The sequence below is a fragment of the Actimicrobium sp. CCC2.4 genome, from assembly GCF_034347385.1.
Lineage (GTDB): Bacteria > Pseudomonadota > Gammaproteobacteria > Burkholderiales > Burkholderiaceae_D > Actimicrobium.
Genome location: NZ_CP133777.1, coordinates 3730961 through 3757029, shown reverse-complemented (window position 1 = coordinate 3757029; position 26069 = coordinate 3730961). Strand labels below are relative to the sequence as shown.

Genomic DNA, 26069 nt, shown 5'->3' with positions numbered 1-26069 from the left:
ACCGCCTTTCCCCGCTTGCTTGGTGCGTGTGTCAGCGGGGTGGGCGGGTTTGTTCCTTGAGTTAGTTTGCCCTTTCGGATAAAAGCCGATATACTCCGGGGCTTCACAGAATTCTGTCTAACTCCTGCGTCATTGATGGCGCACCCTGACCTCGACTTAGGAAATATCATTCATGGCAAATACCGCACAAGCACGCAAGCGTGCACGTCAAGCAGTCAAGCAAAACGCCCACAACTCGAGCCAGCGTTCAACATTGCGTACCGCAATCAAAGCTATCCGCAAGGCAATTGAAGGTGGCGACAAAGCGGTAGCAACCCAGGTATTCCAATCGTCGATTTCGGTTATCGATCGTATCGCTGACAAGAAGATCATTCATAAGAATAAAGCAGCACGGCACAAAAGCCGTATGGCAGCAGCATTGAAGGCTCTTGCCTGATATAAGTCGCTTAGTAAGTCGCGATCCGGCTTACACAGATAAAAGCCCCGCCTGATTAGATTCAGGCCGGGGCTTTTTTTTATGCTTCGCTTACTTTGCTTTTGCTAGCCCGTCGATGACCATGCCTGCCTTAATGTTTTTTTGCTTGAACCATCCGGCATTCATTTCCAATGCGTAACGTATCGGCTTGACCGCACAATGTGATTCAGTTGTTTGCGGCTTCATGTCTTCGATATTGACGATCTTGCCGTCGTCATCGATGAATGCGACCGATAGCGGTAACAGCGTGTTTTTCATCCACATGCAGACTCCTGCTGGCGCGCCGAACAAAAATACCATCCCCTCATTAGGTCCCATTTTTTCGCGGAACATCAGGCCTTGCTCGCGTTCGGCCTCGGTTGCGGCAACTTCAGCTTTGATCAGATGAATGCCAGCAGACAATGTAGTCACTTTGAATTTGACTGGTTGTTGCGCTCCTGCGTGAGTCGAGATCAGCAGGACACAGGAAAATGCCAGTGTGCGTAGGGAAAGAGAGGGATCAGTCATCTTTGTAATTAGTATTCACCAAAAAAGTTGAGCCGCATTTAAAAGCGTTCGGCCATAAAAAAAGGCAGGATAACCTGCCTTCTCATCACAGCTTACCAGCAAATTACTTGGCGGCTGGTGCAGCTGCTGGAGCGGCTTCTTTCTTTTCTTTTTTGGCTTTTTTAGCTTTCGTTTCTTTTTTTGCTTTTGGCGCTGCTGCGTCAGCAGCTGGTGCAGCGGCAGCTGCTGGCATTGCGGGAGCCGCTGGTGCAGCGGTGTGGCTGGCAGCGAAAGCGGAAACAGCGAACAGACCAGCAACCAATGCAGCGATCAGGTTTTTCATTTTGCAATCCTTCAAGTTGGTACGATTGATAAGCGGTGATTCACATGAATCACGGGGAATAACGGTGTTCTCGCGAGTCCGTTGACAGAGTTCTTAAAAAAATCGAAAAACATCTGAAATCATGTCCCCACGTTAGCTAGGTGGCAATTTATCGGAGATAGGTAACGGGTCAATGGCAAATGCCCGCTCGCAGATAGCCGCGAAGGCACGATCGGCACGCTATCATGCATGTCGAGTTTTTTCTCCCTCTCCATCTACCGTGGAAATTGCGATGCCCTTGAAACTGACGTTCTTCCTTGCTTGCCTGTTCGTGTTTCCGCTGGCCCATTCTGTACCGCGTATTCCCGCTTCTGATGATGTAGTGCTGGAGAGATTGCCATTTCGTCCAAACGATCCTATTGCGCGCGAAATGGTTGATTTGAGAAAGGCGCTCCGACGTGATCCGCGCGACCAGGCCGTTGCACTGAAACTGGCACAACGGTATTACGGATTGGTGGCGGAGGAGGGTGATCCCCGGTATATCGGATACGCGCAAGCGGCACTGGGCTCGTGGTGGACCATGGACGAACCACCGGTCGACATCCAGGTCATGCGTGCCAGCCTGAGGCAGTTCAATCATGACTTCAGTGGCGCCGTCAGGGATCTCGACAGTGTCATTGTCCGTTATCCGGCCCATGCGCAGGCTCGTGCGTTGCGCGCCACCATTCACATGGTCCAAGCGCGCTACGCGCTGGCGCGGACCGACTGTCAGGCGTTGTTTGGATTGACGGACGAGGTGATTGCAACTGGCTGCCTCGCGATGGTCGACGGCCTGACCGGTAACGCGCAACCGGCTTACGACACTTTGCGGGCGACGCTGGCCCGGCATCCCGAGGCGCGTCCGGATGAGCGCTTGTGGGTGCTGCTGCGGCTGGCTGAAATGTCACAGCGTATCGGGAAGTTGGAGGTTGCCGAGCAGCATTTCAGGCAAGCGCTTGCACTGGATATTCCGGATACGTTCATGCTGGCGGCCTACGCGGATTTGCTGATGGACCAGAAACGGGCGACCGAAGTGGTGGCCCTTCTCAAGGACAGGACGCGTTCCGACGTGCTGTTGTTGAGGCTGGTATTTGCGGAGCGCATGCTCAAGTTGCCCGATGCCGGTACATTGCAAGAAACCTTGGCGGCACGCTATGCGGCAGCGCAGTTGCGAGGTGACACCGTGCATCAGCAGGAAGAGGCGCGTTTCGTATTGGCCATCGATGGTGATGCGAACAAGGCACTGGACCTGGCTTTGAAAAACTGGACCGTACAACGCGAGCCACGCGATGCCCGTATCGTCCTCGAATCAGCATTGGCGGCAAAAAAACCTGCTGCCGCGCAACCTGTCCTGAACTGGCTGACCGAGAGCCGGATTGAAGATGTCATCCTGTCGGCGCTCGCTCGTCAGTTCACCGGAGTTGCGCAATGAAGCGCCTTTTGTTGTTGCTTCTGTTCTGTTTGGTTTCATTCTCCGCTCTGGCCCACAAGCCCAGCGACAGTTATCTGAATTTCATAGTCGACGGTAAGACCATCGATGGGCAGTGGGACATTGCGCTACGCGATCTCGATTTTGCACTAGGCCTCGATGCGAATGGCGATGCCGCCATTACGTGGGGAGAGGTCCAGGCCAAGCAGCGTGATATCGATGCGTATGCAATGGCCCGGTTGAACTTGCAGTCGGATGGCATATCCTGTCCCGCCACCGTCACCAGTCACTTGGTTGACGACCACACCGACGGCGCTTACGCAGTGTTGCGTTTCAAGGCGGAATGCGCGCAACCGATTACGCTTTTGCAAGCCCGCTATGGACTGTTTTTCGATATTGATCCGCAGCACAAGGGTTTGCTGCAATTGCAATATCAGGGAGTGGCTACCACGGCGATTTTCAGTCCGGAGAAAGCAAGCCAGCAATTTTCCTTGTCTAGCCCGAGCCGGATTACACAGTTCATCGACTACGCGCGTGAGGGCGTCTGGCATATCTGGATCGGGTTCGACCACATTCTGTTTTTATTGGCATTGCTGTTGCCGGCAGTGGTCTTTCGCCACAACAAGCAGTGGGAGGCGGTAAGTGCTTTCAAGCCGGCGTTCTGGTCGGTTCTAAAAGTCGTTACTGCATTCACGCTGGCGCACTCGATTACGTTGACGCTGGCAACGCTTGGGGTCATTAGCCTGCCGTCGCGCTGGGTTGAGTCAACCATTGCGGCGTCGGTGGTGATCGCTGCGCTCAACAATATTTATCCGTTGTTTCGTGATCGTCGGTGGATGATGGCGTTCTTGTTCGGATTAATCCATGGGTTCGGTTTTGCCAGTGTGCTGAGTGACCTGGGCCTGCCAAAGAGTGCCTTGGTGCTGGCGTTGGTTGGATTTAATGTAGGCGTCGAGGTCGGGCAGCTCGCTATCGTTGCCGCATTTCTGCCAATAGCGTTTTACCTGCGCCGCACCATGCTTTATCGCCGATTCATTCTGCTTGGTGGTTCCGGACTCATTGCCTTGCTGGCGACCGCCTGGTTGGTGGAACGGGCATTCAATATGAAATTCCTGCCGTTCTAGCTGCGCAATGCCGTCAGTTCTGCTGCGTCGACGGTACGCGACTCGCCCGGTAGCAGCGGATGACTTTCCAGTGAGTACGGGCCGATCGCCACCCGTACCAGTCGTAATGTCGGTAGTCCGACTGCGGCGGTCATGCGTCGTACCTGGCGATTTTTTCCTTCGGTGATCGTTAGCAACAGCCAACGCGTCGGCGTGACTGCACGCTGCCGTATCGGCGGATTGCGGGGCCATAACCATGCCGGCGCGGTAACCTCGATTACTTTCGCTGGTTTGCTGGTGAAATCGCCGAGAAATACCCCTGATCGCAATTTGTTTAGCGCGATGGAATCGGGAATGCCTTCTACTTGCACGAGGTAGGCTTTGGGCTGTTTGTGCGTCGGATCGCTGATGTCGTGCTGGAGGCGGCCGTCATCGGTCAGCAACATCAGTCCTTCGCTGTCGGCATCAAGCCGGCCTGCGGGATAGACATCGGGAATAGTTAGATGATCAGCCAGAGTGGCACGGCCCGCCTGAGGTGAAAACTGGCACAGGACCAGGTATGGTTTGTTGAACAGAATTAGCGCCATGCGAGATTTTCTTGGAGTGGAGTAAGTGCAAGACTGTATTTTAAGCCTCCCGTACGAGAGGTTCCTGGGATGATCGATGATTGTCGGTGTCGCAAACCGGTGGCATCCAGTAAAATACAGTGGCATAATATGAAACGCTGTCTTATGTCTTATATAAGACTTGGATGCCAAATCAGCTGCGCATCGCTTGCCCAGTCGCTGATTTTGCCCTCTTTCCCCGTACCGGAGACATCGATGTATCAACATATCAAAGTGCCTGCTGAAGGCAAAAAAATTACGGTCAATGCCGATTTTTCGTTGAATGTACCAAATAACCCGATCGTGCCGTACATCGAAGGTGATGGTACTGGCATTGATATCAGCCCGGTCATGATCAAGGTCATCGACGCAGCCGTAGCAAAGGCATACGGCGGCGAGCGCAAGATCAGCTGGATGGAAATTTTTGCCGGCGAAAAGTCCACTAACGTCTACGGGCCGGATGTCTGGCTGCCGGAAGAAACGTTACATGCATTGAAAGAATATGTCGTATCGATCAAGGGACCGCTGACAACGCCGGTCGGTGGCGGTATCCGTTCGTTGAACGTGGCATTGCGTCAGCAACTTGATCTGTATGTCTGCCTGCGTCCTGTGCGGTATTTCACCGGTGTTCCATCGCCGGTGAAAGAGCCTGAAAAGACCGACATGGTCATTTTCCGCGAAAATTCGGAAGATATTTATGCTGGTATCGAATGGCAAGCCGGCAGCGATAGCGTCAAGAAGCTGATTGATTTCCTGATCAAGGAAATGGGCGTCACCAAGATCCGCTTCCCGGAAACTTCCGGTATCGGTATCAAGCCGGTATCACGCGAAGGGACAGAGCGACTGGTTCGCAAGGCGATCCAGTACGCAATCGACAATGACAAGCCATCAGTGACCATTGTTCACAAGGGCAACATCATGAAGTACACCGAAGGTGGCTTCCGCGACTGGGCCTATGATCTGGCACAAAGTGAATTCGGTGCCGAAATGATCGATGGCGGTCCATGGTGCAAGTTCAAGAATCCAAAAACCGGTCGCGACATATTGGTCAAGGATTCAATTGCTGACGCCTTCCTGCAGCAAATTTTGTTGCGTCCGGCCGAGTACAGCGTGATTGCCACACTGAATTTGAATGGGGATTACATTTCTGACGCGCTGGCCGCACAAGTCGGTGGTATCGGTATTGCGCCGGGCGCCAACCTGTCAGATTCGATAGCGATGTTCGAAGCGACACACGGTACCGCGCCGAAATATGCAGGCAAGGATTACGTCAATCCGGGCTCGCTGATCCTTTCTGCTGAAATGATGCTGCGTCACATGGGCTGGCTTGAAGCTGCCGACCTGATCATCAGTTCAATGCAAAATTCGATCGCGTCCAAGAAAGTGACCTACGACTTCGCGCGCTTGATGGAAGGGGCAACACAAGTATCATGCTCGGGCTTCGGTGACGTGATGATCGAGCACATGTAATTGCCGTGATGCTTGCTTGCAAGTAGCGCGGAAAAAAGCCAGTCATGCGACTGGCTTTTTTTATGCCTTTAACGGCATGCGCTTTAGCGCAAAGCGAATCAAGTCAGCCTGGCCTTCGATACCAAGTTTGCGCTTGATGTTGAGACGATGTGTTTCTACGGTGCGTACGCTCAAGTCCAGTTCGCGCGCAATATGCTTGTTAGATTTGCCGTTGGCGATCGACTGCAAGACCTCATTTTCGCGGGGTGTCAGCAGAACTGCAGGGCAGAATGGCGACGACATTTGCCTCGAAATACCCTCGCTGTAATAGATGCCTCCAGCCATGACTGTGTCGATGGCGGTGATGATGTCGATCGCTGGCGTATCCTTTAATACGTATCCGCGCGCTCCTGCCTGGATGGATTGCATTACATACTCAGCCTTATCATGCATGCTGAGCATTAAGACCGCGATGTCTGGATAAAGTGCATGAAACCGCGCGGTCAGTTCGATCCCGTTGATTCCAACAAGATTGATATCCATCAACGCTAGATCGATCGTTTTGGACGCAGCGTGCCGCAATGCATCGTCAGCATTGCCGGCTTCAGCGACGATATCAAAATGCGGGATTGTTTCCAGTCGGGCACGCAGGCCGTCACGTACCAGAGGGTGGTCGTCGACCAGCAAAATATGTATCACGGGCAAAGCCATTTTAAAAAGTCAGCCATGAGGAAGAATTGTAATCAGTTGAGTACCTTCGGCAGAAGATGTCAGCATGAGTTTGCCATCGACGGCCTCTGCACGCTCATGCATGTTACGCAAACCGATTCCGCGTTTTGGACTCTCCGTCACCAATAGCATGTCGAAGCCTTTTCCATTATCTGCAATAGTCATGCGCACCGTCGCCGTGTCTCCGCTGAGTGTCAGGAATACGTTGGTGGCCGACGCGTGGCGTTCGATATTCGTCAATGCTTCCTGTGCTATTCGAAACAGAACAGTCTTGCGGACTGCTGAGAGATTTTCGATGTGCCCATCTACGGTCAAAGAAATATTCAGTCCCGCATGATCTGCGAATTCACGCGTCAGGTGGTCCAGTGCGGCAGCCAGCCCAAGGTCATCCAGCAGAGCCGGACGCAAGTCGTGAGAGATACGCCGGACCTCACCAAGTACATTGGCGAGCTGTGTCGCCGCTCGATCGAATGAGTGGCGTGCCGAGTCAGCTTGAGCGTGCGATCCGGCTAGTTTGGCAATGCCCGATTCAACTTGCAGCTTAATGGAAACCAACCACTGGCTGATTCCATCGTGCAAGTCGCGAGAGAGTCTCGCACGCTCTTCCTCCTGCGAGTGGACAACGCGTTGCGCCAAAACTCTCAATTTGGCATCTGCAACGCGATGTTCGCTAAAGTTTAACGCCAGTCCGAACAGCGCGATGGCCAGCACACTTGCAATGGCAATGCCCGTAATCCAGATCATGGTGCTCTGAATATTATGCGAAATCTGAACATCGATTTTATTGACGACAGCGTCGACATCGTCCAGATAAATACCAGTACCAATCACCCAGCCCCAGCGGGGCAGGCTGATGACGTAGCCTAGTTTCGGAACAACTTTACGGGTGGACGGTTTCTCCCATAAATAGCGCTCAAGGCCGCCACCGTGACTGGCACGGAAAATCAGCCGCTGTATCGTCGGATTGCCTTTGATGTCGCGTAATTCCCATAGATTTTGACCAACGAGTTCTGGCTGACGTGGATGAACCAGATTGACGCCTTGCATGTCGTAGACAAAGAAGTAGCCATCGTCACCATAGTCCAGATTGGAAATAATTTGCTTCGCTTCTTCGAGTGCCTTTGTGTCAGTCCGGCCTGAATCGTAAAGCTCCTTGATCGAACGCGTGGCCAGCGTCACGTAATGACGCATCTCCGATTCTTTGCTGGCGAGATAGGCGGATTCCACAGAATTACGTTGCTGCTGCGCTAGTAATGCCGATTGATATTGCACTGCCAGCGCAATCGCACACAGGGCAGCAATGAGCGGTATTACAGCAAGCAGGAAGATTTTTTGTCTGAGATTCATCGGGCAGGCGAACGGCGTTGGTTAGCGTCACTGGTCATTCGGATAAAAAAAACCCCGCAAGCGCGGGGTTTTGCTGTGGTCATTCTGACGGACTTATCAGGGAGCTTGAATGTTGGAAGCTTGCTTGCCTTTAGGGCCCTGCGTGACTTCGAACTGAACTTTTTGACCTTCTTTCAGAGTCTTGAAACCATTCATCTGGATTGCCGAGAAGTGTGCGAATAAATCTTCGCCGCCGTCATCCGGAGTAATGAATCCGAAACCCTTGGAGTCGTTGAACCACTTGACTGTACCTGTTGCCATAAAAGCGTCTTTCCAATTTACTTGATCACACGAGCCGTAAAAGCAGGAAGCCTGAATTAACGTTGCCCCTTCTTAAAACTTGCCCCCTTCGTATTGACAATTCCGATTACTTTGGCTGTCAAGACAATTCATTGTTCGCGAAAAAAATAATGAAGTCAAGATTTTCTGCGGGGTGGCTTAGGCATCATCGAATACGTGTTTAGTTGCAACAAAAAAACACTCTTGAATTCTTCGCTAGCAGCGCCACCTGCGACTAAGCCTGAAAGCGCGTAAGATCAAATCGCACTTTAGGGCATTCATTATTTTTATCGAGACCGCTGTAGTTGAAGGACTTAGATATACGCATGGCAACCAAGCACGAAAACGGCACAGTACTCGTTCGGCAGACTCAGAAACTCAAGCCTCCGTCGATGTATCAAGTGTATTTGCTCAATGATGATTACACGCCGATGGAGTTCGTCGTGGCCATCATTCAGGAATACTTCAACAAGGATCGCGAGAACGCCACACAGATCATGCTGATGGTGCATCGCGATGGTAAAGGGATGTGCGGCGTATACCCCAAGGATATCGCGTCCACTAAAGTCGAATTGGTGTTAACACACGCAAGAAAGGCAGGGCACCCCCTGCAATGCGTGATGGAGGAAGCATGATTGCGCAGGAACTGGAAGTTAGTTTGCACATGGCGTTTGTCGAAGCTCGGCAAGCTCGTCACGAATTTATCACCGTAGAACATTTACTCCTGGCGCTGGTGGACAATCCATCTGCCGCAGAAGTGTTACGTGCCTGCGCAGTCAATATCGAGGACTTGCGTAAGACGCTAACTAATTTTATCGCCGACAACACACCCACCGTTCCCGGTGCGAGCGAAGTCGACACGCAGCCAACGCTCGGATTTCAGCGCGTGATTCAACGTGCCATCATGCACGTGCAATCGGCCTCGAACGGTAAGAAAGAAGTCACTGGTGCCAATGTGCTGGTCGCGATTTTCGGCGAGAAAGATTCCCATGCGGTGTATTACCTGCATCAGCAAGGAGTAACCCGCCTTGATGTCGTGAATTTCATTTCGCACGGCGTACGCAAGGATCAGCAAGCAGAACCGCAAAAAGCGCCGGAAAGCGGTGAGGAAACGCCGGCCGAGGGCCAGCAAAAAGAGAGTCCGCTTGACCAATTCACCCAAAACCTGAACAAGCTCGCTCTCGAAGGCAAGATTGATCCGTTGATAGGTCGTGAGCCCGAACTCGAACGGGTCGTGCAGACACTTTGCCGTCGCCGCAAGAACAACCCGCTACTGGTTGGCGAAGCCGGGGTCGGTAAGACCGCAATCGCCGAGGGCTTGGCATGGCGCATCACACAAAAAGAAGTTCCTGAAATATTGCAGGACGCGATTGTGTATTCGCTCGACATGGGTGCTCTGCTGGCGGGAACCAAATACCGTGGCGATTTCGAGCAACGTCTGAAGGCGGTCCTCAAGCAGTTGAAGGACAGCCCGAATGGCATCCTGTTCATCGATGAAATCCATACCATTATCGGTGCCGGTGCAGCCTCTGGCGGCACACTGGATGCATCGAATCTGCTGAAGCCGGCGCTGTCGAGCGGTCAGCTAAAATGTATCGGTGCAACGACTTATACCGAGTACCGCGGCGTGTTCGAAAAAGACCACGCGCTGTCGCGTCGCTTCCAGAAGGTTGATGTCAACGAGCCGACTGTCGAGCAAACCATTCAGATTTTGCGTGGTCTTAAATCGCGCTTCGAAGAACATCACGGCATCAAGTATTCGGCCTCCGCGCTGACGACGGCTGCCGAGTTGGCGGCACGCTTCATCAATGACCGCCATTTGCCGGACAAGGCCATCGACGTCATCGACGAGGCCGGTGCAGCGCAACGCATCCTGCCGAAGTCGAAGCAGAAAAAGACTATCGGTAAGGCTGAAATCGAAGACATCATCGCCAAGATCGCTCGTATCCCGCCACAGTCGGTCAACCAGGACGATCGCAGCAAACTGCAGACCATCGAACGTGATCTGAAAAATGTCGTGTTCGGCCAGGAGCCTGCGATTGAAGCACTGTCATCGGCAATCAAGATGGCACGTGCCGGACTTGGCAAGACTGACAAGCCGATCGGCTCGTTCCTGTTCTCCGGTCCGACAGGTGTCGGCAAGACCGAGGTCGCCAAGCAACTGGCGTTCGTTCTCGGTATCGAGCTGATCCGCTTTGACATGTCCGAATATATGGAGCGGCATGCTGTGAGTCGCCTCATCGGTGCGCCGCCGGGTTACGTTGGTTTCGATCAGGGTGGTTTGCTGACGGAAGCGATCACCAAAAAGCCGCATGCCGTGTTGCTGCTCGACGAAATTGAAAAAGCCCATCCGGATATTTTCAATATCCTGTTGCAAGTGATGGACCATGGAACGCTGACGGACAACAACGGACGTAAGGCCGATTTCCGCAACGTGATTATCGTCATGACGACCAATGCAGGTGCCGAAAGCCTGCAGAAGCGTTCGATTGGTTTTACCGAGAAGAAGGAAGCCGGCGACGAGATGGAAGATATCAAGCGGATGTTCACGCCTGAATTCCGGAACCGGATCGACTCGATCATCAGTTTCGGCGCACTCAACGAAGAGATCATTCTTCGCGTGGTCGACAAGTTCCTGATGCAGCTGGAAGAGCAGTTGCACGAGAAAAAAGTCGATGCGATTTTCACCGAGAAGTTGCGTAGTTTCCTCGGTAAGAAGGGATTCGATCCGCTGATGGGTGCGCGTCCGATGGCGCGTCTGATTCAGGACATGATCCGCAAGGCACTGGCCGACGAACTGTTGTTCGGCAAGCTGGTCAGTGGCGGCAAGGTCACAGTCGATCTCGACGACAAAGACCAGATCAAGCTGGACTTTTCGGATGGCGACAGCACCCCGCCGCCAGCCGCACCGCAAGAGACACTCGAAGTCGAATAATCACTTCAGTGGCAATAAAAAAGCCCGTATCGTGCAAACGATCCGGGCTTTTTTCATGGGTTGGCAGATCAGGGCAGTAAGGGTTTCTGCATGGCCTCTTTTGCATGCAGATCGCTAGTCGCCTTGTCGAGCGCCGCGATCCGGTATGCGGTGGCCGGATGCAGGGCGGTATAGCCATTGAGAGCCGCGACCGGATATTGGCTGGCCAAACCTTGCCAGAACGTGGATGCACCATCGATATCGTAGCCGGCCCTTGCTGCCATGAACAGCCCCGTCACATCGGCCGCCGCATCGATTTCCTGGCTATAAGGTTTGATGCCGGCAGTGCCGTTCACCATGCCCAGATCAGGATTGATACGGATCAGGTTATCGATCACGCCAGCGATCGTTGCGCTGCTGCGCAGTCGTATCGGATGGCTCAGCGCATTGTGTGCCATCTCCCGGGCAAGCACATAGGCCAGTTCCTTGTCGGACTTGACATACGCCAGCATGCCGCGCGTGACCAGCACGCGGTAGCCATCCGAATACGCATTGACGGCATCGGTATTGCCCAGCTCGATCCGGAATGCACACGCCATCGTGAGCGGCACATCGAGGACGATCTGGCGGTTCTCGCGCAAGACGGTCAGCTTGACGTTACCGCGGGCCGTGACCATGGGTGCCAGAAGTGAGGCTGCCTGGCGTTCGGCGTTGGCACCTTGCGGCAGTACCTTGTTATTGACGGCTATCAGGCTGTCGCCGCGCAACACGCCAACTTTGTCGGCACCACTGCCTGCCAGCACGCCGGTGACACGCAGGCGCTCATCGAGATTGAGCAGTTTCTGCGCAGCAGGGATGAATTCGGTCGAATACGAGTATTTGGTTTTCGCGGTAAAGCCAAGCAAGCGACGGGCATTGCGCTTGCACAGGGCCGGATTATTAACGAGCAGCGGGCCGGCAACCCGGTCCAGCCGGTCTTGCAGCGAGACCAGTTGGCGCAGTGCGGTTTCTTCAGCGGAGCTCACCACCGGTGCTGGCGATGCCACGATTGCAGGCGGCGTAAGCGGTTTGGTGACGCTCGCTTGTACGGACTCAGGTGCTGTTGTTGGTGCTGGTGTCGCGCAGGCCGACAGGAGGGCGGCGACGCCGAGAGCGATCAAGGATGAACGGCGATGTTGTCCGGTCGGTTCAACCACTACGTGCATTGTTTTCTCCATTAATTTTTTCCGGTACTACCGAATCCTGCTTCGCCGCGGGCACTGTCGGCAAAGTCGTCGACCACATGAAAACCGACCTGCAGCACTGGTACGATCACCAGTTGGGCAAGCCGGTCCATGGGTTCCAGTGTGAAGGCGGTCTGGCCGCGATTCCAGGTCGATACCATCAATTGACCCTGGTAATCGGAGTCGATCAGGCCGACCAAGTTCCCCAGCACGATGCCGTGTTTGTGACCCAGCCCGCTGCGCGGCAAAATCATCGCGGCATAGCCGGGGTCGGCGAGATGGATCGCCAGGCCGGTTGGCACCAGATGGGTTTCACCAGGCTGGAGAGTCAGCGGCGCATCGAGGCAGGCACGCAGGTCGAGACCGGCGCTGCCGCTGGTCGCATAGGCCGGCAGCAGGTTGTGCATGCGCGGGTCGAGAATCTTGATGGCGATGGTGTTGAGGGACATGGTGGTATCAGTAAATATGCGTGAGCAGGCGTTCGCTGATCTCGGTGATCAGCTGTCGTGCCAGTTGTTGCTTGGCCGCGCGTGGAAAATGGATTTCGGTATTGGCATCGAACAGCACCAGTTCGTTGTCGTCCTTGCCGAAAGTCGTGTGGCCGATATTGCCGACCAACAGCGGGATACCCTTGCGATCGCGCTTTGCCTTGCCGTGCTTGAGCAACTGTTCGGATTCAGCCGCGAAGCCGACACAATACGGTTTGTCGGGCAGCGCCGCGACCGTGGCAAGGATGTCCGGATTGAGGGCGAATTCAAGCTGCGGCAACGCACTTCCGGCGCTTTTTTTCAGCTTCTGTTCGCTGGCATTGACGACGCGCCAGTCAGCCACGGCCGCCACCGCAATGAAGACATCCTGGCCGCTCACATGCGACAGCACGATATCGAACATTTGCTGCGCCGTATGCACGTTGATGCGCTGCACGCCGGTCGGCGTGGCAAGGGCGGTAGGACCGGACACCAGCGTTACATCAGCACCGGCTTCGCGTGCGGCGCGGGCCAGCGCGTAGCCCATTTTTCCGGACGATAAATTGGTGATGCCACGTACCGGATCGATCGGTTCGAAGGTCGGGCCGGCGGTAATCAGCACGCGCTTGCCAAGCAATACCTTGGGCTGGAAGGCCGCGATCACGTCGTCAAGCAGTTGCATCGGTTCGAGCATGCGACCCATGCCGGTTTCGCCGCAGGCCTGGTCGCCGGCATCGGGACCGAGCACCTGCACGCCATCGAGAACAAGCTGCTGCACATTGCGCTGTGTTGCGGCGTTCTGCCACATCTCGATATTCATGGCCGGCGCGATCAGCAGCGGCAGCGTGGCCGGCCGGGCCACGCACAGGGTCGATAGCAAGTCGTCGCAGCGACCTTGTGCCAGCTTGGCGATGAAGTCGGCCGAGCAGGGCGCGATGATGAGGGCATCGGCGTGGCGGGTCAGGTCGATATGCGCCATATTGTTGGCGATGCGGGCATCCCACTGGTCGGTGTAGACCGTCTTGCCGGACAGCGCCTGCATCGTCACCGGGGTAATGAAGTGGGTTGCCGCATCGGTCATGACAACCTGCACGGTGGCTCCGGCCTTGATCAGCGCGCGGGTCAGTTCAGCGGCCTTGTAGCCGGCGATGCCGCCGGTCAGGCCCAGCACGATATGTTTTCCTGCGAGATCCATGGGTGCTCCGCTAGGTTATTTGTTGACGCGACGCAGTTCGTCAAGCACGAACAGAATCGCGCCGATGCAGATGGTGCTGTCGGCCACATTGAAGGCGGGCCAGTGCCAGCCGGCGACATGGACATCGAGGAAGTCGATCACGTAGCCATACAGTCCGCGATCAATGACATTGCCGATGGCACCGCCAAGAATCAACGCCAGGGCCCAGCAAAACAGGCGCTGACCAGCGTTGCGTTTGAGCAGATAGACAATGAAGACGGCCGCCGCGGTGCCGAGCGCCGTGAAAAAATACCGCTGCCAGCCGGATTCGTTGGCCAGAAAACTGAACGCGGCACCCTTGTTGTGCACCAGCACCAGGTTGAAGAAGGATGTCACCGGCAGCGATTCGCCATACGCGAACAGCTTGGTAATCGTGATTTTGGTCAGCTGGTCGATCAGCACGATGATCGCGGCAATGCCCAGCCACGGGCCGAGGCCCGAGCGCGGTGCAGTCGAAAAACGGTTTTTGGTAGCCATGGAATCAGTCCGTCAAAGAAAGAAAGGTTACGCGAAGTGGCGCGGTTCACCCGCGCCAAACAGATTGGCCACACAGCGGCCGCAGAGTTCCGGATGTGCTGCATCACTGCCGACATCGGCGCGGTAGTGCCAGCAGCGTTCGCATTTTGGTGCGGCCGATGGCGTGACGACGATGGACTCGTCGGCCTCTGCTGCGACCTGGCTGACCGTTGCCTGCGACGTGATCAGCACGAAGCGCAAGTCATCGCCCAGACTGGCTAGCAAATCGTACTTCGCACCACTGGCGCGCAGTTCGATTTCGGCTTGCAACGACGAACCGATGCCTCCGGCAATACGCACTTCTTCGAGTTGCTTCGACACTTCGGTGCGCACCTCGCGCAAGGCAGCGTAACGCTGCAGCAGCGCATCCGCATCGGCCACAGCCGGCAGGACCCAGCCGGTTTGCGTGAAGATGGTCTCGTCGCTGGCGGCGAACGCTGCCGGGTCGGCGAAAATCGCCCACGCTTCTTCGGCCGTGAACGACAGAATCGGTGCCATCAAGCGCAGCAGCGTTTGCGTGATGTGCCAGATCGCGGTCTGCGCCGAACGACGCGCGACCGAGCCGACACCCGCCGTGTAGAGCCGGTCTTTCAGCACGTCCAGATAAAAACCGCCAAGGTCTTCCGAGCAGTACATCTGCAATTTCGACGTCACCGGATGGAATTCATGGACGTCGTAATGCGCCATGATCTCGGCCTGCAATTGCGTGATGCGGGCCAGCGCGTAGCGGTCCACTTCGAGCAGGTCGGCGACCGGCACCGCATCGGTGGCGGCATTAAAGTCCGACGTATTGGCCAACAGGAAGCGCAGCGTATTACGGATGCGGCGATAGCTTTCGGTGACGCGCTTGAGGATCTCGTCGGAGATCGACAGCTCGCCCGAATAATCGGTCGAGCCGACCCACAGGCGCAGGATATCGGCACCGAGCGAGTCCGCCACTTTCTGCGGCGCGACCACGTTGCCGACCGACTTCGACATCTTCTTGCCCTCGCCATCGACGACGAAACCGTGCGTCAGCAAGGTCTTGTACGGCGCACAGCCATTGAGCATCGAGGACGTCAGCAGCGACGAATGGAACCAGCCGCGATGCTGGTCCGAGCCTTCGAGGTACAGGTCGGCCGGGAAGTGCGACGACTGCGCATGCGAGCTGCGCAGCACGGTCTGGTGCGTGGTGCCGGAATCGAACCAGACGTCGAGCGTGTCCTTGTTCTTGATGTACTGGTCGGCTTCGTCGCCGAGCAGGTCCTTCGGCTCGATGGTCAGCCAGGCATCGATGCCGGCGACTTCGACACGCTGAGCGATCTGCTCCAGCAATTCGGGGGTACGCGGATGCAGGTCACCGGTTTCCTTGTGCACGAAGAAGGCCATCGGCACGCCCCACTGGCGCTGGCGCGACAGCGTCCAGTCCGGCCGGTTGGCGATCATGCCGTGCAGGCGTGCCTTTCCCCAGCCCGGATAAAACGTGGTCGTGTCGATGCCGGCCAGCGCGGTTTCGCGCAGCGTCGGGCCACCGTCTTTCGGCGTGCGATCCATGCCGGCAAACCATTGCGAGGTGGCGCGATAAATGATCGGCGTCTTGTGGCGCCAGCAGTGCATGTAGCTGTGCTCGAACATCACCAGCTTGAACAGCGACCCGGCTTCATCGAGCTTGCTGCAGATCGGCTTCGAGGCTTCCCAGATTGTCATGCCACCGAAGAACGGCAGCCACGATGCATAGCGGCCATCGCCCATCACCGGATTGAGCATGTCGTCATCCTTCATGCCATGCGCGCGGCACGACAAAAAGTCATCGACGCCATACGCCGGCGACGAATGGACGATGCCGGTGCCGGTATCGAGCGCGACATACTCGGCCGGATAGATCGGCGACAGGCGGTCGTAGCCGGGATCGGTGTCAGCCAGCGGATGCTTGAAGGCGATCAGCGACAGCGCCGCGCCCTTGCAGGTGGCGATGACGCTGCCTTCGAGGCCGTAGCGTTTCAGGCAGGCGTCGACCAGGTCGGCCGCCAGGATCAGCAGCAGCGGTTCGCCATTGCGCACGGTCTGGACCAGCGCGTAATCGAATTCTGGATGCACGTTCATGGCCTGGTTGGCCGGGATGGTCCACGGTGTCGTGGTCCAGATCACGCAGTAGCCGCGTTCGGTCGGCAGGGAAGCCAGGCCAAAGGCCGCCGCAATTTTTTCAGGCTGGGCGAAGGCGAAGCCGACATCGATGGCCGGATCGCGTTTTTCCTGGTATTCGACTTCGGCTTCGGCCAGTGCCGATCCGCAATCGAAGCACCAGTTGACCGGCTTCAGGCCACGATACACATAGCCCTTTTGCAGGATGGTGCCGAGCGCGCGCAACTCGTCGGCTTCATTGCCGAAGTTCATCGTGGTGTACGGGTTGTCCCATTCGCCGAGCACGCCCAGGCGGATGAAGTCCAGCTTCTGGCGTTCGATCTGGACGGTTGCGTAAGCACGCGATTTTTCCAGCACCTCGGCCGTTGGCAAGCTCTTGCCGTATTGCTTTTCGATCTGGATTTCGATCGGCATGCCGTGGCAATCCCAGCCCGGCACGTACGGTGCATCGAAGCCGGCCAGATTACGCGACTTGACCACGATGTCCTTCAATACCTTGTTGACTGCATGGCCGATGTGGATATCGCCATTGGCATACGGTGGACCGTCGTGCAGCACGAACAGCGGCCGGCCCTTGGCGGCCTTGCGTACGCGCTCGTAAAGCTTTTTTTCCTGCCACGACTTGATCCATTGCGGCTCGCGCTTGGCGAGGTCGCCGCGCATCGGGAACGGCGTGTCGGGCATGTTGACCGGGTATTTGCCGGCGGGCTTTCCTGCAGGTTTTCCGGCAGGCTTGGTGGGTTTGTTATCGGACATGGGATTTCTTCGGAGAGAGTCTGGAATCGGGTGCAGCGGGTTGGTCAAGGACCAGTGCCCGCCGTGCGGTGCATGTGGTGAAGCGCGTCAAATTCGGTCGGTCGCCGACACGGCAACCGCGCTGGTGTCGCGGAAATAATCGCGCGCATTGCGGGCATCGTTGGCGATGGCTGCGGTCAGCGAGGGCAGATCGGTGTACTTTTCTTCGGAGCGCAATTTTTTCAGGAATTCGATCCGGATCAGCTTGCCGTAGCAGTTGGCGGCGAAATCGAAGACATGGGTTTCGAGCAGCACGCGGCCGCTGTCATCGACCGTCGGACGCACGCCGATGCTAGCCACGCCTGGCAGCGGCAGGTCAGCCAGGCCATGCACTTGCACGACATAGATGCCGCTCAGTGCCGGATGCTTGTGCGTGACCGCCAGGTTGAGCGTCGGAAAACCGATCGTGCGACCGAGCTTCTTGCCGTGGATGACATGCCCCGATATCGCATACGGATGGCCGAGCATCTGGCGCGCTTCAGTGAAGTCGCCGGCCCGCAGCGACTCGCGGATCGCCGATGACGAAATCCGCGTGCCGTCGTGGCGCACCGTCGGCAGTGTCTCGACATGGAAACCGTAGCGCTGTCCTGCCTCGATCAGCATCGCAACATTACCGGCGCGGCGCGCGCCAAAACAGAAGTCCTCGCCGACCATCAGCCATTTGACGTGCAAGCCGTCGACCAGAATGTGACGGATGAATTCGTCGGGTGTCAGCGCTGCGAAATGCGCATTGAAATGCTGGACGATGACGCGCGCTATGCCCGTCTGCTGCAGCGAGCGCAATTTGTCGCGCAAGTTGGCGATACGGGCCGGGGCTCTGGCGGGATCGCCCTGGACCCGGGCGAAATATTCGCGCGGGTGCGGTTCGAACGTCATCACGGCGGAGTCGAGTCCGAGCTTGCCGGCTGCCTCGGACACGCGCGCCAGCAAGGACTGGTGACCGAGGTGGACGCCATCGAAATTGCCGATGGTCAGCGCGCACGGCGCACGGGCCGCAGCATTGGGTAATCCGCGAAATACCTTCATGGGGTCACAGTGGGGAGCAATCGGAAAGCTTTGGATTATAGATGCTTTCCTGCGCTTATTTCGCACAAGCGCAGTACTGAGAGACTTCCCGTCACTCAATACGTGCCTTCTCGCAAGCGGACTTGCTGCCGTCGACCTGACAACGATTGACCTCGCGGCCTGCCGTATCCCATACCCGGACTTGCCATTGCCGGGCGCCGCTGCGCTCCATGGTCATGGTGCCGAAGCCGCCGGTCCAGGCGCTGACGCTGGCGACGATGGCGCCGGGTGCCGGTGTGGTGCCGGGCGGGAGGACATCGGGCAAGGGCACCAGGTCTTCCATCGTCCCGGAAAAGCCCGCGATGAACTGGGTCGGATGGGCACTGGCAAAGCTCACCTGTTGCCACAAATGCGTGTGTCCCGACAGCAGCGCATCGATGCGTGGCGGCAGGATCAAGGGATTGAGCGCGCCGAAGACCGACTGAATGCCTTGATTGCCGGGCAGGATATCGACCCCGCCTTGCTTGTTTTTGTGGGCATAAAATCCGAGGATAGGATGGTGATTGGCGACCATGTTGTAGCCCGACTGCTGCGATAGCCGTTCGAGCTGGCGATACATCGCGCGGTATTTGCCGGCACGGACATCGTCTTGCGCAATGGGGCTGCCGGTGGTGTTGGAGGTGTCGAGCACGATGACCTGCGCATCGCTGCCCAGTGGTACGGCATACGGATCGCTGAAGTCGCCGATGTCGTCATTGGCAGGATCGTTGCAGTCACGCCCGGCTTGCAGCGCACGCGGATCGAGCAGGCGCCACCAGCCCTGGCCGGCGCGGCTGCAGGACTCGTGATTGCCGCGCACCAGCACCCACGGGGCAGCCTGCAGCAATGGGGCTGCCGGCTTGAAAAAATCATCGCGCCAGGCATCCCAGCCATAGCCCCAGCTGCTACCCGCGCAACCGGCATTGCCATCGGGGCAGGCGTTTTCGCGATAGTGATAATCGCCGACATGGATCACCAGATCGGGCTGCCAGCGGGCGGCGGCAGCGGCGATGCGGGCGAACGGATAGTGCGTGGCATCGTTGCAGGGCTGGTAAGCGTTGTCGCTTTTCTTCAGGCGGCAACCGGTGTCGCCGATGACCACGATGCGCCTGGCTTCGGGTTTCGGCAGTGGCAGCGCGTGACCCGCGACGCTGGCCGATGTGGTCTGCGCCGGCAGGATTTTCTCGCAGGTCAGCAGCGGAAAGGCCGATGGCTTGGAGTCGGCCGGCGCGGAACGGGTGGTGCGCTGCGCGACGGTGCCGGCGGCAGCGCGCACGTCCATGGCCACGTCAATGCCGTCGATGCGAATGCGTGGACATTGCGCGGCGTCTGTCAGCACGCGCGCGACTGCCTGGCCCTGCTCGCCGAGCACGACGAAGGTCGTTAGTCCGGCAGGGGTGGCAAGGTGGTCATTGACAGGCATCGGTGCGCAGCCGGCAAGTAGCAGTGCCAGGATGCTTAGCGTGCAATTGAATTGTGTGTAAGAGATCATGCAGGACTCCTGAAGCCGGAATGGAAAAGTCCGACGGAAAATGATATGCCGTCGGACTATCGGGCCGGCGGAAAGTTTAGAACAGGACGTTGAGCGATGCCATCACGCTGCGTTCCGGCTGGAACAAAAAGGTATCACCGGCAGCGGCAACGCCATAGCTGGCAGTACCGGCAGTCGTGTTGACCGGCTTGACGGCAATCACATCCTGCTTGTTGAACAGGTTGTAAATGCCGAGCTGCAGCTTCATGCTTTTTGCGCCCATGCCCGGATGGGCAAAAGTGTAGCTGGCATTGAGGTTGGTGGCGGTGATCGGGTTGAGCTTGTAGCCCTGATCATCCAGCGCGTAGGTCGAACCGGTGCGCTTGTAGATTAGCGAGCCGGACCAGCCAGCCATCTGATAGAGCAAGCCGAGTGCCGCGGTCGAGTCCGGCACGGTCGCGATGGTCAGGCCGGTGGCCTTCGATACGGCGCGGTTGAGCGAGCCGTTCGTATAGAGCGACAAGCCATTCATAAAGGCGTAGGTAAGTTGCCCTTCCACGCCCTTGTAGGTCACGCCGCCCTGGTTGTAATACACCGGCTGCGCATCCGTGCCCGGCAGGACCGCGAACTTGTTGCTGAAATCGATGGCGTACAGATCGGCATCGAACAGCAGCTTGTCGGTCTTGTGGACCACGCCCAGCTGGTAATTGGTGGAGCGCTGTGCCTCGATCGAGGTGGCATTGGCATTGGTGCTCTGGAACAGGCTGATGTCCGGTACCAGCATGCCCTTGGCATATTGGGCGTAGGTCGACCAGACCGGGCTGAGCTTGTAGTTGGCGGTCAGGAAGGGCAGCGTCGCATGGAAATCCTTGTCGACCTGCTGGGTCAAGCGCGCGGTCTGATTCACCGAGGCATTGACATTGAGCTTGGTCAGCATGGTCTTGATGCCGGGCGTGATCGTCAGGTCCGGCGCGGCGGCCCATTCGAATTCGGCGAAAGGCTGGTAACTTTTCCAGCCGGATTGCTGCTCGTACTTGACGTTGTTGATGCCCGTGAACACACCCGCGACGGCGGCTTCCTTGTAGCTCGGCAGCATCGTCAGTAAATTGAAATCATAGGTGCTGCGGTGCGTATCAGCTTGCTCCAGCCAGACGCCGGTGCGGGCAAGGCCGGCCTCGAACTGCTTGCTGAGCTTGAAGATGTCGCCAGTGACCTTGTACTCGTTGGTCTTGACATAGCCGGGGATCTGGCCGGCCAGCTTGCTGCCGTTGGCATTGACGACGCTGCCGAATCCAACGCCGGGCAGGTTGCCGCTGTCGGCTGCCAGCGTGGTGTTGGTGTAATTGTAGTGATACAGATTGTTATCGATTGCCCAGCCGTTGCCAGGTTCGCTTTGCAGGCGGATGTAATTGAGGTTGGTGGTCTTGTCGGCCCGGTTGTAGCCATAGAAATTAGCCTTGGTCGGGTCATTGCTCAGCGCGTAATTTTTGCCGTACAGATCCACTTGGGCCATCGTCAGGCCATTGTCCTTGTCGGCCTGGTAGTAGTAGTTCTTGTTGTAGTTGGTGTTGACGGTCAGCAGCGTATTGCTGCCGAGCGGCTTCTCCAGCTTGAACATGATGCTGTCGCCCTGCACGGCGCTGAACGTGCGGGCGCCATCGCTGCTGAGGCGCTGGACATTGAAGGCGATGCGGGCATCGCCCAGATCAGCGAGGGTGCCGGTATCGACACGGGTGCCGATCAGCTTGGTGTTCCAGGTGCCATAGGCCGCAAACGGCGCGATCGATTGGCGCGCCGAGACTTCGCGCGATTGCAGGTTGACCGAACCGCCGAAGGTCGCCTGGCCGAAGTCGCTCGCCTTGCCGGGTCCGCGCTCGACCACGACGCCACCGATCACGCTGGCCGGAAAGTAAGCGGTCGAGTGGTGCGTGGCGCCGTTGGTGTCGCCAAACGGAATGCCATCAAAGGTGACATTGAATTCGCCATCCTTGAATCCGCGCAAGCCGTTCTTGGCTTCGCCGAGGCCGGGGCCGTTAGCCGAGATACCGCCGGTGACGCTCGGGGCAATTGCGGTGATCGCGGTGTAATCGCTCACCGGCGAGACCGAGCTCTCGATGAACGACCGGTTGATGACCGATTGCGGCTGCGTCGCGGCCAGCGAAGTCTGGCTGGGTGCCATCATCGCGGCAGTCACTTTGGAGGCCATGACCTGGACGCGGGTGCTCGATTGGGTCTCGGTAGTGTCGTCCGCGGCAAACGCGGAACTGACCGCGCAAGCCAGCAGGGTGAGCGCAAAGCTGGCGGGTAAGGCACGACGAATAAGCTGGCAAGTCATTTTTTATTTTCCCTGGTGGCGATTGAGATGTTCAATCTGCGCGCAGCTTAAGACGGGAAGATGACGTACCGATTACCGGACGCTGACTGACTCATGACAAACGTGGCGTACCAAGGGTTGCTGGTGCGCGCGCTGTGCCTACCCTACGTGCTGTCGCCCCACGCACCGGTCAGCATGGCCAGCGCCGCCAGACCGGCGGTTTCGGTGCGCAGCACCCGCGGTCCCATCGACAGCGCAATCGCACCGTGCGCGATGGCCAGATTTTCTTCGTCGTCACTCAAGCCGCCTTCCGGTCCGATCAGCAGCGTCACTGCCTGCGGCGGCTGGTGGCGCGCCCAGTCGGCCAGCGACTGATCAGCACGCGGCGATAGCAAAATACGTTTGTGGATGTCCTGCTGCGCGATCCAGCGGCTGAAGTCAGTCACCGGTGCCAGGTGCGCCAGCCGGTTGCGACCGCTCTGTTCGCTGGCGCTGACGATGATGCCCTGCCAGTGCAGCTGGCGCTTTTCGGCACGCTCGGCCGACAGGCGCACCACACAGCGCTGGGCCGACAGCGGCTGGATGCCGGCGGCACCGAGTTCGACTGCTTTCTCGATGATCCAGTCCATTTTCGAGGCCTCCGGCAGCGCCTGCGCCAGCGTGATCGCGTAGGGCAATTCGACCGAGCGTGCGGTGCAGGTCTTGACCTCAACGGTGACGCGCTTTTTTTCCAGCAGGGTGAGGGTGGCAACGTACTCGTTGCCATCGCCATTGAACAGCGTGACCATGCTGCCGGCCTGCAGGCGGATGACCTGGATGTGATGCGCGACATTGTCGGGCAGGACCAGGACGTCGCCGATGGCGAGCGGCAGCGGGCAATGGAATCGGGGCATGAAAGACCTTGTGGATGGAGCAATGCCGCAGAGTCTGCACCATGTCACCCGGATCGGCCAGCGCCACCGTGGGCGGGATCGCGGAGTTGGCGGCGTTTATCGATACTTGGCGGTACCGGTCTGGTAAAATGCCGGCTTCCTGCCGATGCCTGTACGTCAATTTGTCCGGCCAGTCCGAGAGACAATTCGCCCGCAGCATCTCACCCTCATTTTTCATGTGATCACGATGACTTCATTGCAAACCACAAACACGATGGCCAACGCGATCCGCGCGCTGGCAATGGACGCCGTCCAGAAGGCCAACTCCGGCCACCCGGGCATGCCGATGGGCATGGCCGATATTGCCGTGGCATTGTGGTCGCAGCATTACAGTCACAACCCGGCCGATCCACGCTGGATTAATCGCGACCGCTTCGTGCTGTCGAACGGTCACGGCTCGATGCTGCATTACGCGCTGCTCCACCTGAGCGGCTACGACTTGCCGATGGACGAGCTGCGTAATTTCCGCCAGATGCATTCGAAGACCCCGGGTCACCCCGAAGTCGACGTCACCCCCGGCATCGAAACCACTACCGGCCCGCTCGGCCAGGGCCTGACCAACGCGGTCGGCATGGCACTCGCCGAAAAACTGCTGGCGGCCGAATTCAACCAGCCTGGTTTCGATGTCGTCGATCACCACACCTATACTTTCGTCGGCGATGGCTGCCTGATGGAAGGCATTTCGCACGAAGCCTGTTCGCTGGCCGGCGTGCTGCGCCTGTCCAAGCTGATCGTGCTGTACGACGATAACGGTATTTCGATCGATGGCAATGTCGCCGGCTGGTTTGGCGACGATACCCCGAAGCGTTTTGATGCTTATGGCTGGAACGTGATTGCCGCCGTCGATGGCCATGATGTCGCCGCCGTCTCGGCCGCGATCGCCGCCGCCAAGCTGGCCGACAAGCCGACCCTGATCTGCTGCAAGACCGTTATCGGCAAAGGCTCGCCGAACCTGCAAGGCTCCGACAAGGTCCATGGTGCCGCGCTCGGCGACAAAGAAATCGCGGCCGTGCGTGAAGCGATCGGCTGGCAGTCGGCACCGTTCGAGATCCCTGCTGAAGTCTATGCCGCATGGGATGCCAAGCTGCCCGGTGCCGCGCGCCAGGCCGCATGGGATGCCCTGTTTGCAGCCTACAGCGAGCGTCATCCGCAACTGGCCGGCGAACTGCTGCGCCGGATGAGCGGCGAATTGCCGGGCAATTTCGACGCGACCGTCGCGCACTACATCGCTGCCTGCGTCGAGAAGAAAGAAACCATCGCCACCCGCAAGGCCAGCCAGAACGCCATTCAGGCCTATGCGCAAGTGCTGCCGGAATTTCTCGGCGGTTCGGCCGACCTGACTGGCTCGAACCTGACCAACTGGAAAGAATGCATCGCCGTGCGTGCCGACCAGCCCGGCAACCACATCAACTACGGCGTGCGCGAATTCGGCATGAGCGCGATGATGAATGGCATCACGCTGCACGGTGGCTACATCCCGTTCGGCGCAACCTTCCTGACTTTTTCCGATTACAGCCGCAATGCCTTGCGCATGGCCGCGCTGATGAAGATCCGTTCGATCTTCGTGTTCACGCATGATTCGATCGGCCTGGGCGAAGATGGCCCGACCCATCAATCGGTCGAGCATGTCTCGAGCATGCGTTTGATCCCGAACCTGGATAACTGGCGTCCGTGCGACACCGTCGAATCGGCCGTCGCGTGGCAGCAAGCGGTGCTGCGCCAGCATGGTCCGAGCACGCTGATTTTCTCGCGCCAGAATTTGCCGTATCAGGAACGTAGCGCGCAACAGGTCGCTGACATCGCGCGCGGCGGCTACATCCTGCGCGATGCCGCTGATGCCAAAGCCATCCTGATCGCCACCGGTTCCGAAATCGAACTGGCCGTCAAGGCCGCCGATGCACTGGCGGCAACCGGCGTGGCGGTACGCGTGGTGTCGATGCCGAGCACCGATGTGTACGATCGCCAGGACGCTGCCTACAAGGCCGGCGTGCTGACCAAAGGCTTGCCGCGCGTGGCCATTGAAGCTGGTGTCACTGACTTCTGGTACAAGTACGTCGGCCTCGAAGGCGAAGTCATCGGCATCGATACCTTCGGCGAATCGGCGCCGGCACCGGCGCTGTTCAAGCACTTCGGCTTCACCGTCGAGAACGTTGTCGCGGCAGTACAGCGGACGCTCGCTTGAACGCGGTAGACGCGACTTTTTTGCGGGTAGCGACGCCGGACGATGCTGAAGGCATCGCCATGGTGCGTATCGATAGCTGGCGCAAGGCCTACCGTGGCATCATGCCCGACGAGTACCTCGACAGCATGGAAGTCGAAGACAGCATGCACTTGTGGTATCGCGTGCTGAGCGCGGCGTCGGCCAAGACCTCGGTCTTTGTCGCCGAACTCGATGGCGACGTGGTCGGTTTTGCAGCAGGCAAAATGCTCGACGAACAGAAGTTCGGCCTCGATGCCGAACTGGCCGCGATCTATCTGATTCCCGACCTGCAACGCCAGGGCATCGGCAGCCGGCTCGTGACAATGGTGGCGCAGGCACAGCAGGCGCAAGGCGCACGTGGACTGATCACCTGGGTGATTTCGCAAAACAAGATTGCGCGTCAGTTCTTTGAAAAACGCCAGGCCGAATTGCTGGTCGAGCAAGCCTACAACTGGGATGGCATCGACCTGCTTGAAGCAGGTTACGGCTGGCGTGATCTGAGTCTGTTTTCGCCGCACTGATTTGACGAGTTAATG

The 26069-nt window shown here is 57.7% G+C and carries 23 protein-coding genes; 8 read left to right on the top strand and 15 right to left on the bottom strand.

What is annotated here, in order from left to right; all coding sequences use genetic code 11:
- The first annotated feature begins 172 nt into the window (after nt 1–172).
- Nucleotides 173–436, top strand: a complete 264-nt coding sequence (gene rpsT, locus RHM62_RS17260; protein ID WP_009665424.1) for a 30S ribosomal protein S20 — start codon at nt 173–175, stop codon at nt 434–436.
- Nucleotides 437–526: 90 nt separating this feature from the next.
- Here the strand turns inward: rpsT and RHM62_RS17255 are convergent, their stop codons facing one another.
- On the bottom strand, nt 527–982 hold the full coding sequence (locus RHM62_RS17255) for a DUF192 domain-containing protein (RefSeq protein WP_322123280.1): 456 nt from the start codon (nt 980–982) through the stop codon (nt 527–529).
- Between the two features lie 103 nt (nt 983–1085).
- Nucleotides 1086–1304, bottom strand: a complete 219-nt coding sequence (locus tag RHM62_RS17250) for a hypothetical protein (RefSeq protein ID WP_322123279.1) — start codon at nt 1302–1304, stop codon at nt 1086–1088.
- Between the two features lie 172 nt (nt 1305–1476).
- On the opposite strand from RHM62_RS17250, the gene RHM62_RS17245 reads away from it, so the two are divergent.
- Entirely contained in the window at nt 1477–2754 is a 1278-nt protein-coding gene (locus RHM62_RS17245) for a hypothetical protein (RefSeq protein WP_322123278.1), read from the top strand.
- Nucleotides 2751–3875 carry a HupE/UreJ family protein gene (locus RHM62_RS17240; protein ID WP_322123277.1) on the top strand — a complete coding sequence of 375 codons (1125 nt, stop codon included), beginning with the start codon at nt 2751–2753 and terminating at the stop codon, nt 3873–3875. Before RHM62_RS17245 ends, RHM62_RS17240 begins: the two co-directional genes overlap by 4 nt.
- On the opposite strand, the gene RHM62_RS17235 is transcribed toward RHM62_RS17240, so the two are convergent.
- The gene (locus tag RHM62_RS17235) at nt 3872–4441 is read right to left on the bottom strand and encodes a pseudouridine synthase (RefSeq protein WP_322123276.1); all 570 of its coding nucleotides are present in this window, start codon (nt 4439–4441) and stop codon (nt 3872–3874) included. The two genes, RHM62_RS17240 and RHM62_RS17235, sit on opposite strands and share 4 nt — an antisense overlap.
- A gap of 234 nt (nt 4442–4675) precedes the next feature.
- On the opposite strand from RHM62_RS17235, the gene icd reads away from it, so the two are divergent.
- Nucleotides 4676–5929 carry an NADP-dependent isocitrate dehydrogenase gene (gene icd, locus RHM62_RS17230; RefSeq protein ID WP_322123275.1) on the top strand — a complete coding sequence of 418 codons (1254 nt, stop codon included), beginning with the start codon at nt 4676–4678 and terminating at the stop codon, nt 5927–5929.
- A 60-nt stretch (nt 5930–5989) separates the two neighbouring features.
- Here the strand turns inward: icd and RHM62_RS17225 are convergent, their stop codons facing one another.
- From RHM62_RS17225 to RHM62_RS17215, 3 genes are all read right to left on the bottom strand, one after another.
- On the bottom strand, nt 5990–6619 hold the full coding sequence (locus RHM62_RS17225) for a response regulator transcription factor (RefSeq protein WP_322123274.1): 630 nt from the start codon (nt 6617–6619) through the stop codon (nt 5990–5992).
- Nucleotides 6620–6628: 9 nt separating this feature from the next.
- Nucleotides 6629–7984 carry a cache domain-containing protein gene (locus tag RHM62_RS17220; protein WP_322123273.1) on the bottom strand — a complete coding sequence of 452 codons (1356 nt, stop codon included), beginning with the start codon at nt 7982–7984 and terminating at the stop codon, nt 6629–6631.
- A 96-nt stretch (nt 7985–8080) separates the two neighbouring features.
- The gene (locus tag RHM62_RS17215; RefSeq protein ID WP_009665919.1) at nt 8081–8284 is read right to left on the bottom strand and encodes a cold-shock protein; all 204 of its coding nucleotides are present in this window, start codon (nt 8282–8284) and stop codon (nt 8081–8083) included.
- Nucleotides 8285–8628: 344 nt separating this feature from the next.
- On the opposite strand from RHM62_RS17215, the gene clpS reads away from it, so the two are divergent.
- Nucleotides 8629–8937 carry an ATP-dependent Clp protease adapter ClpS gene (clpS, locus tag RHM62_RS17210; protein WP_009665918.1) on the top strand — a complete coding sequence of 103 codons (309 nt, stop codon included), beginning with the start codon at nt 8629–8631 and terminating at the stop codon, nt 8935–8937.
- Nucleotides 8934–11237, top strand: a complete 2304-nt coding sequence (clpA, locus tag RHM62_RS17205; RefSeq protein WP_322123272.1) for an ATP-dependent Clp protease ATP-binding subunit ClpA — start codon at nt 8934–8936, stop codon at nt 11235–11237. Before clpS ends, clpA begins: the two co-directional genes overlap by 4 nt.
- Before the next feature lie 68 nt (nt 11238–11305).
- Here the strand turns inward: clpA and RHM62_RS17200 are convergent, their stop codons facing one another.
- The 9 genes from RHM62_RS17200 to RHM62_RS17160 form a co-directional block, all read right to left on the bottom strand.
- On the bottom strand, nt 11306–12421 hold the full coding sequence (locus RHM62_RS17200) for a M48 family metallopeptidase (protein ID WP_322123271.1): 1116 nt from the start codon (nt 12419–12421) through the stop codon (nt 11306–11308).
- A gap of 11 nt (nt 12422–12432) precedes the next feature.
- Nucleotides 12433–12888 (bottom strand): dUTP diphosphatase, encoded by a 456-nt coding sequence (gene dut, locus RHM62_RS17195; RefSeq protein WP_322123270.1) that lies wholly within the window; start codon nt 12886–12888, stop codon nt 12433–12435.
- A 7-nt stretch (nt 12889–12895) separates the two neighbouring features.
- A complete protein-coding gene (coaBC, locus tag RHM62_RS17190; protein WP_322123269.1) occupies nt 12896–14101 on the bottom strand; it encodes a bifunctional phosphopantothenoylcysteine decarboxylase/phosphopantothenate--cysteine ligase CoaBC in 1206 nt (401 codons plus the stop codon).
- A 15-nt stretch (nt 14102–14116) separates the two neighbouring features.
- Nucleotides 14117–14617: a signal peptidase II gene (gene lspA, locus RHM62_RS17185; protein ID WP_322123268.1), complete on the bottom strand. Its 501-nt coding sequence runs from the start codon at nt 14615–14617 to the stop codon at nt 14117–14119.
- Between the two features lie 27 nt (nt 14618–14644).
- The gene (gene ileS, locus RHM62_RS17180) at nt 14645–17533 is read right to left on the bottom strand and encodes an isoleucine--tRNA ligase (protein ID WP_322123267.1); all 2889 of its coding nucleotides are present in this window, start codon (nt 17531–17533) and stop codon (nt 14645–14647) included.
- 87 nt (nt 17534–17620) lie between these two features.
- Complete coding sequence (locus RHM62_RS17175) at nt 17621–18598, bottom strand: bifunctional riboflavin kinase/FAD synthetase (RefSeq protein WP_322123266.1); 978 nt, start codon at nt 18596–18598, stop codon at nt 17621–17623.
- A 91-nt stretch (nt 18599–18689) separates the two neighbouring features.
- A complete protein-coding gene (locus tag RHM62_RS17170) occupies nt 18690–20108 on the bottom strand; it encodes a metallophosphoesterase (RefSeq protein WP_322123265.1) in 1419 nt (472 codons plus the stop codon).
- Nucleotides 20109–20184: 76 nt separating this feature from the next.
- Nucleotides 20185–22422 (bottom strand): TonB-dependent receptor, encoded by a 2238-nt coding sequence (locus tag RHM62_RS17165; protein WP_322123264.1) that lies wholly within the window; start codon nt 22420–22422, stop codon nt 20185–20187.
- A gap of 143 nt (nt 22423–22565) precedes the next feature.
- Complete coding sequence (locus RHM62_RS17160) at nt 22566–23294, bottom strand: 16S rRNA (uracil(1498)-N(3))-methyltransferase (RefSeq protein WP_322123263.1); 729 nt, start codon at nt 23292–23294, stop codon at nt 22566–22568.
- Nucleotides 23295–23520: 226 nt separating this feature from the next.
- On the opposite strand from RHM62_RS17160, the gene tkt reads away from it, so the two are divergent.
- Nucleotides 23521–25515, top strand: a complete 1995-nt coding sequence (gene tkt, locus RHM62_RS17155; RefSeq protein ID WP_322123262.1) for a transketolase — start codon at nt 23521–23523, stop codon at nt 25513–25515.
- Nucleotides 25512–26054, top strand: coding sequence for a GNAT family N-acetyltransferase (locus RHM62_RS17150; protein ID WP_322123261.1), 543 nt, complete (start codon nt 25512–25514; stop codon nt 26052–26054). Before tkt ends, RHM62_RS17150 begins: the two co-directional genes overlap by 4 nt.
- The last annotated feature ends 15 nt before the right edge of the window (nt 26055–26069 follow it).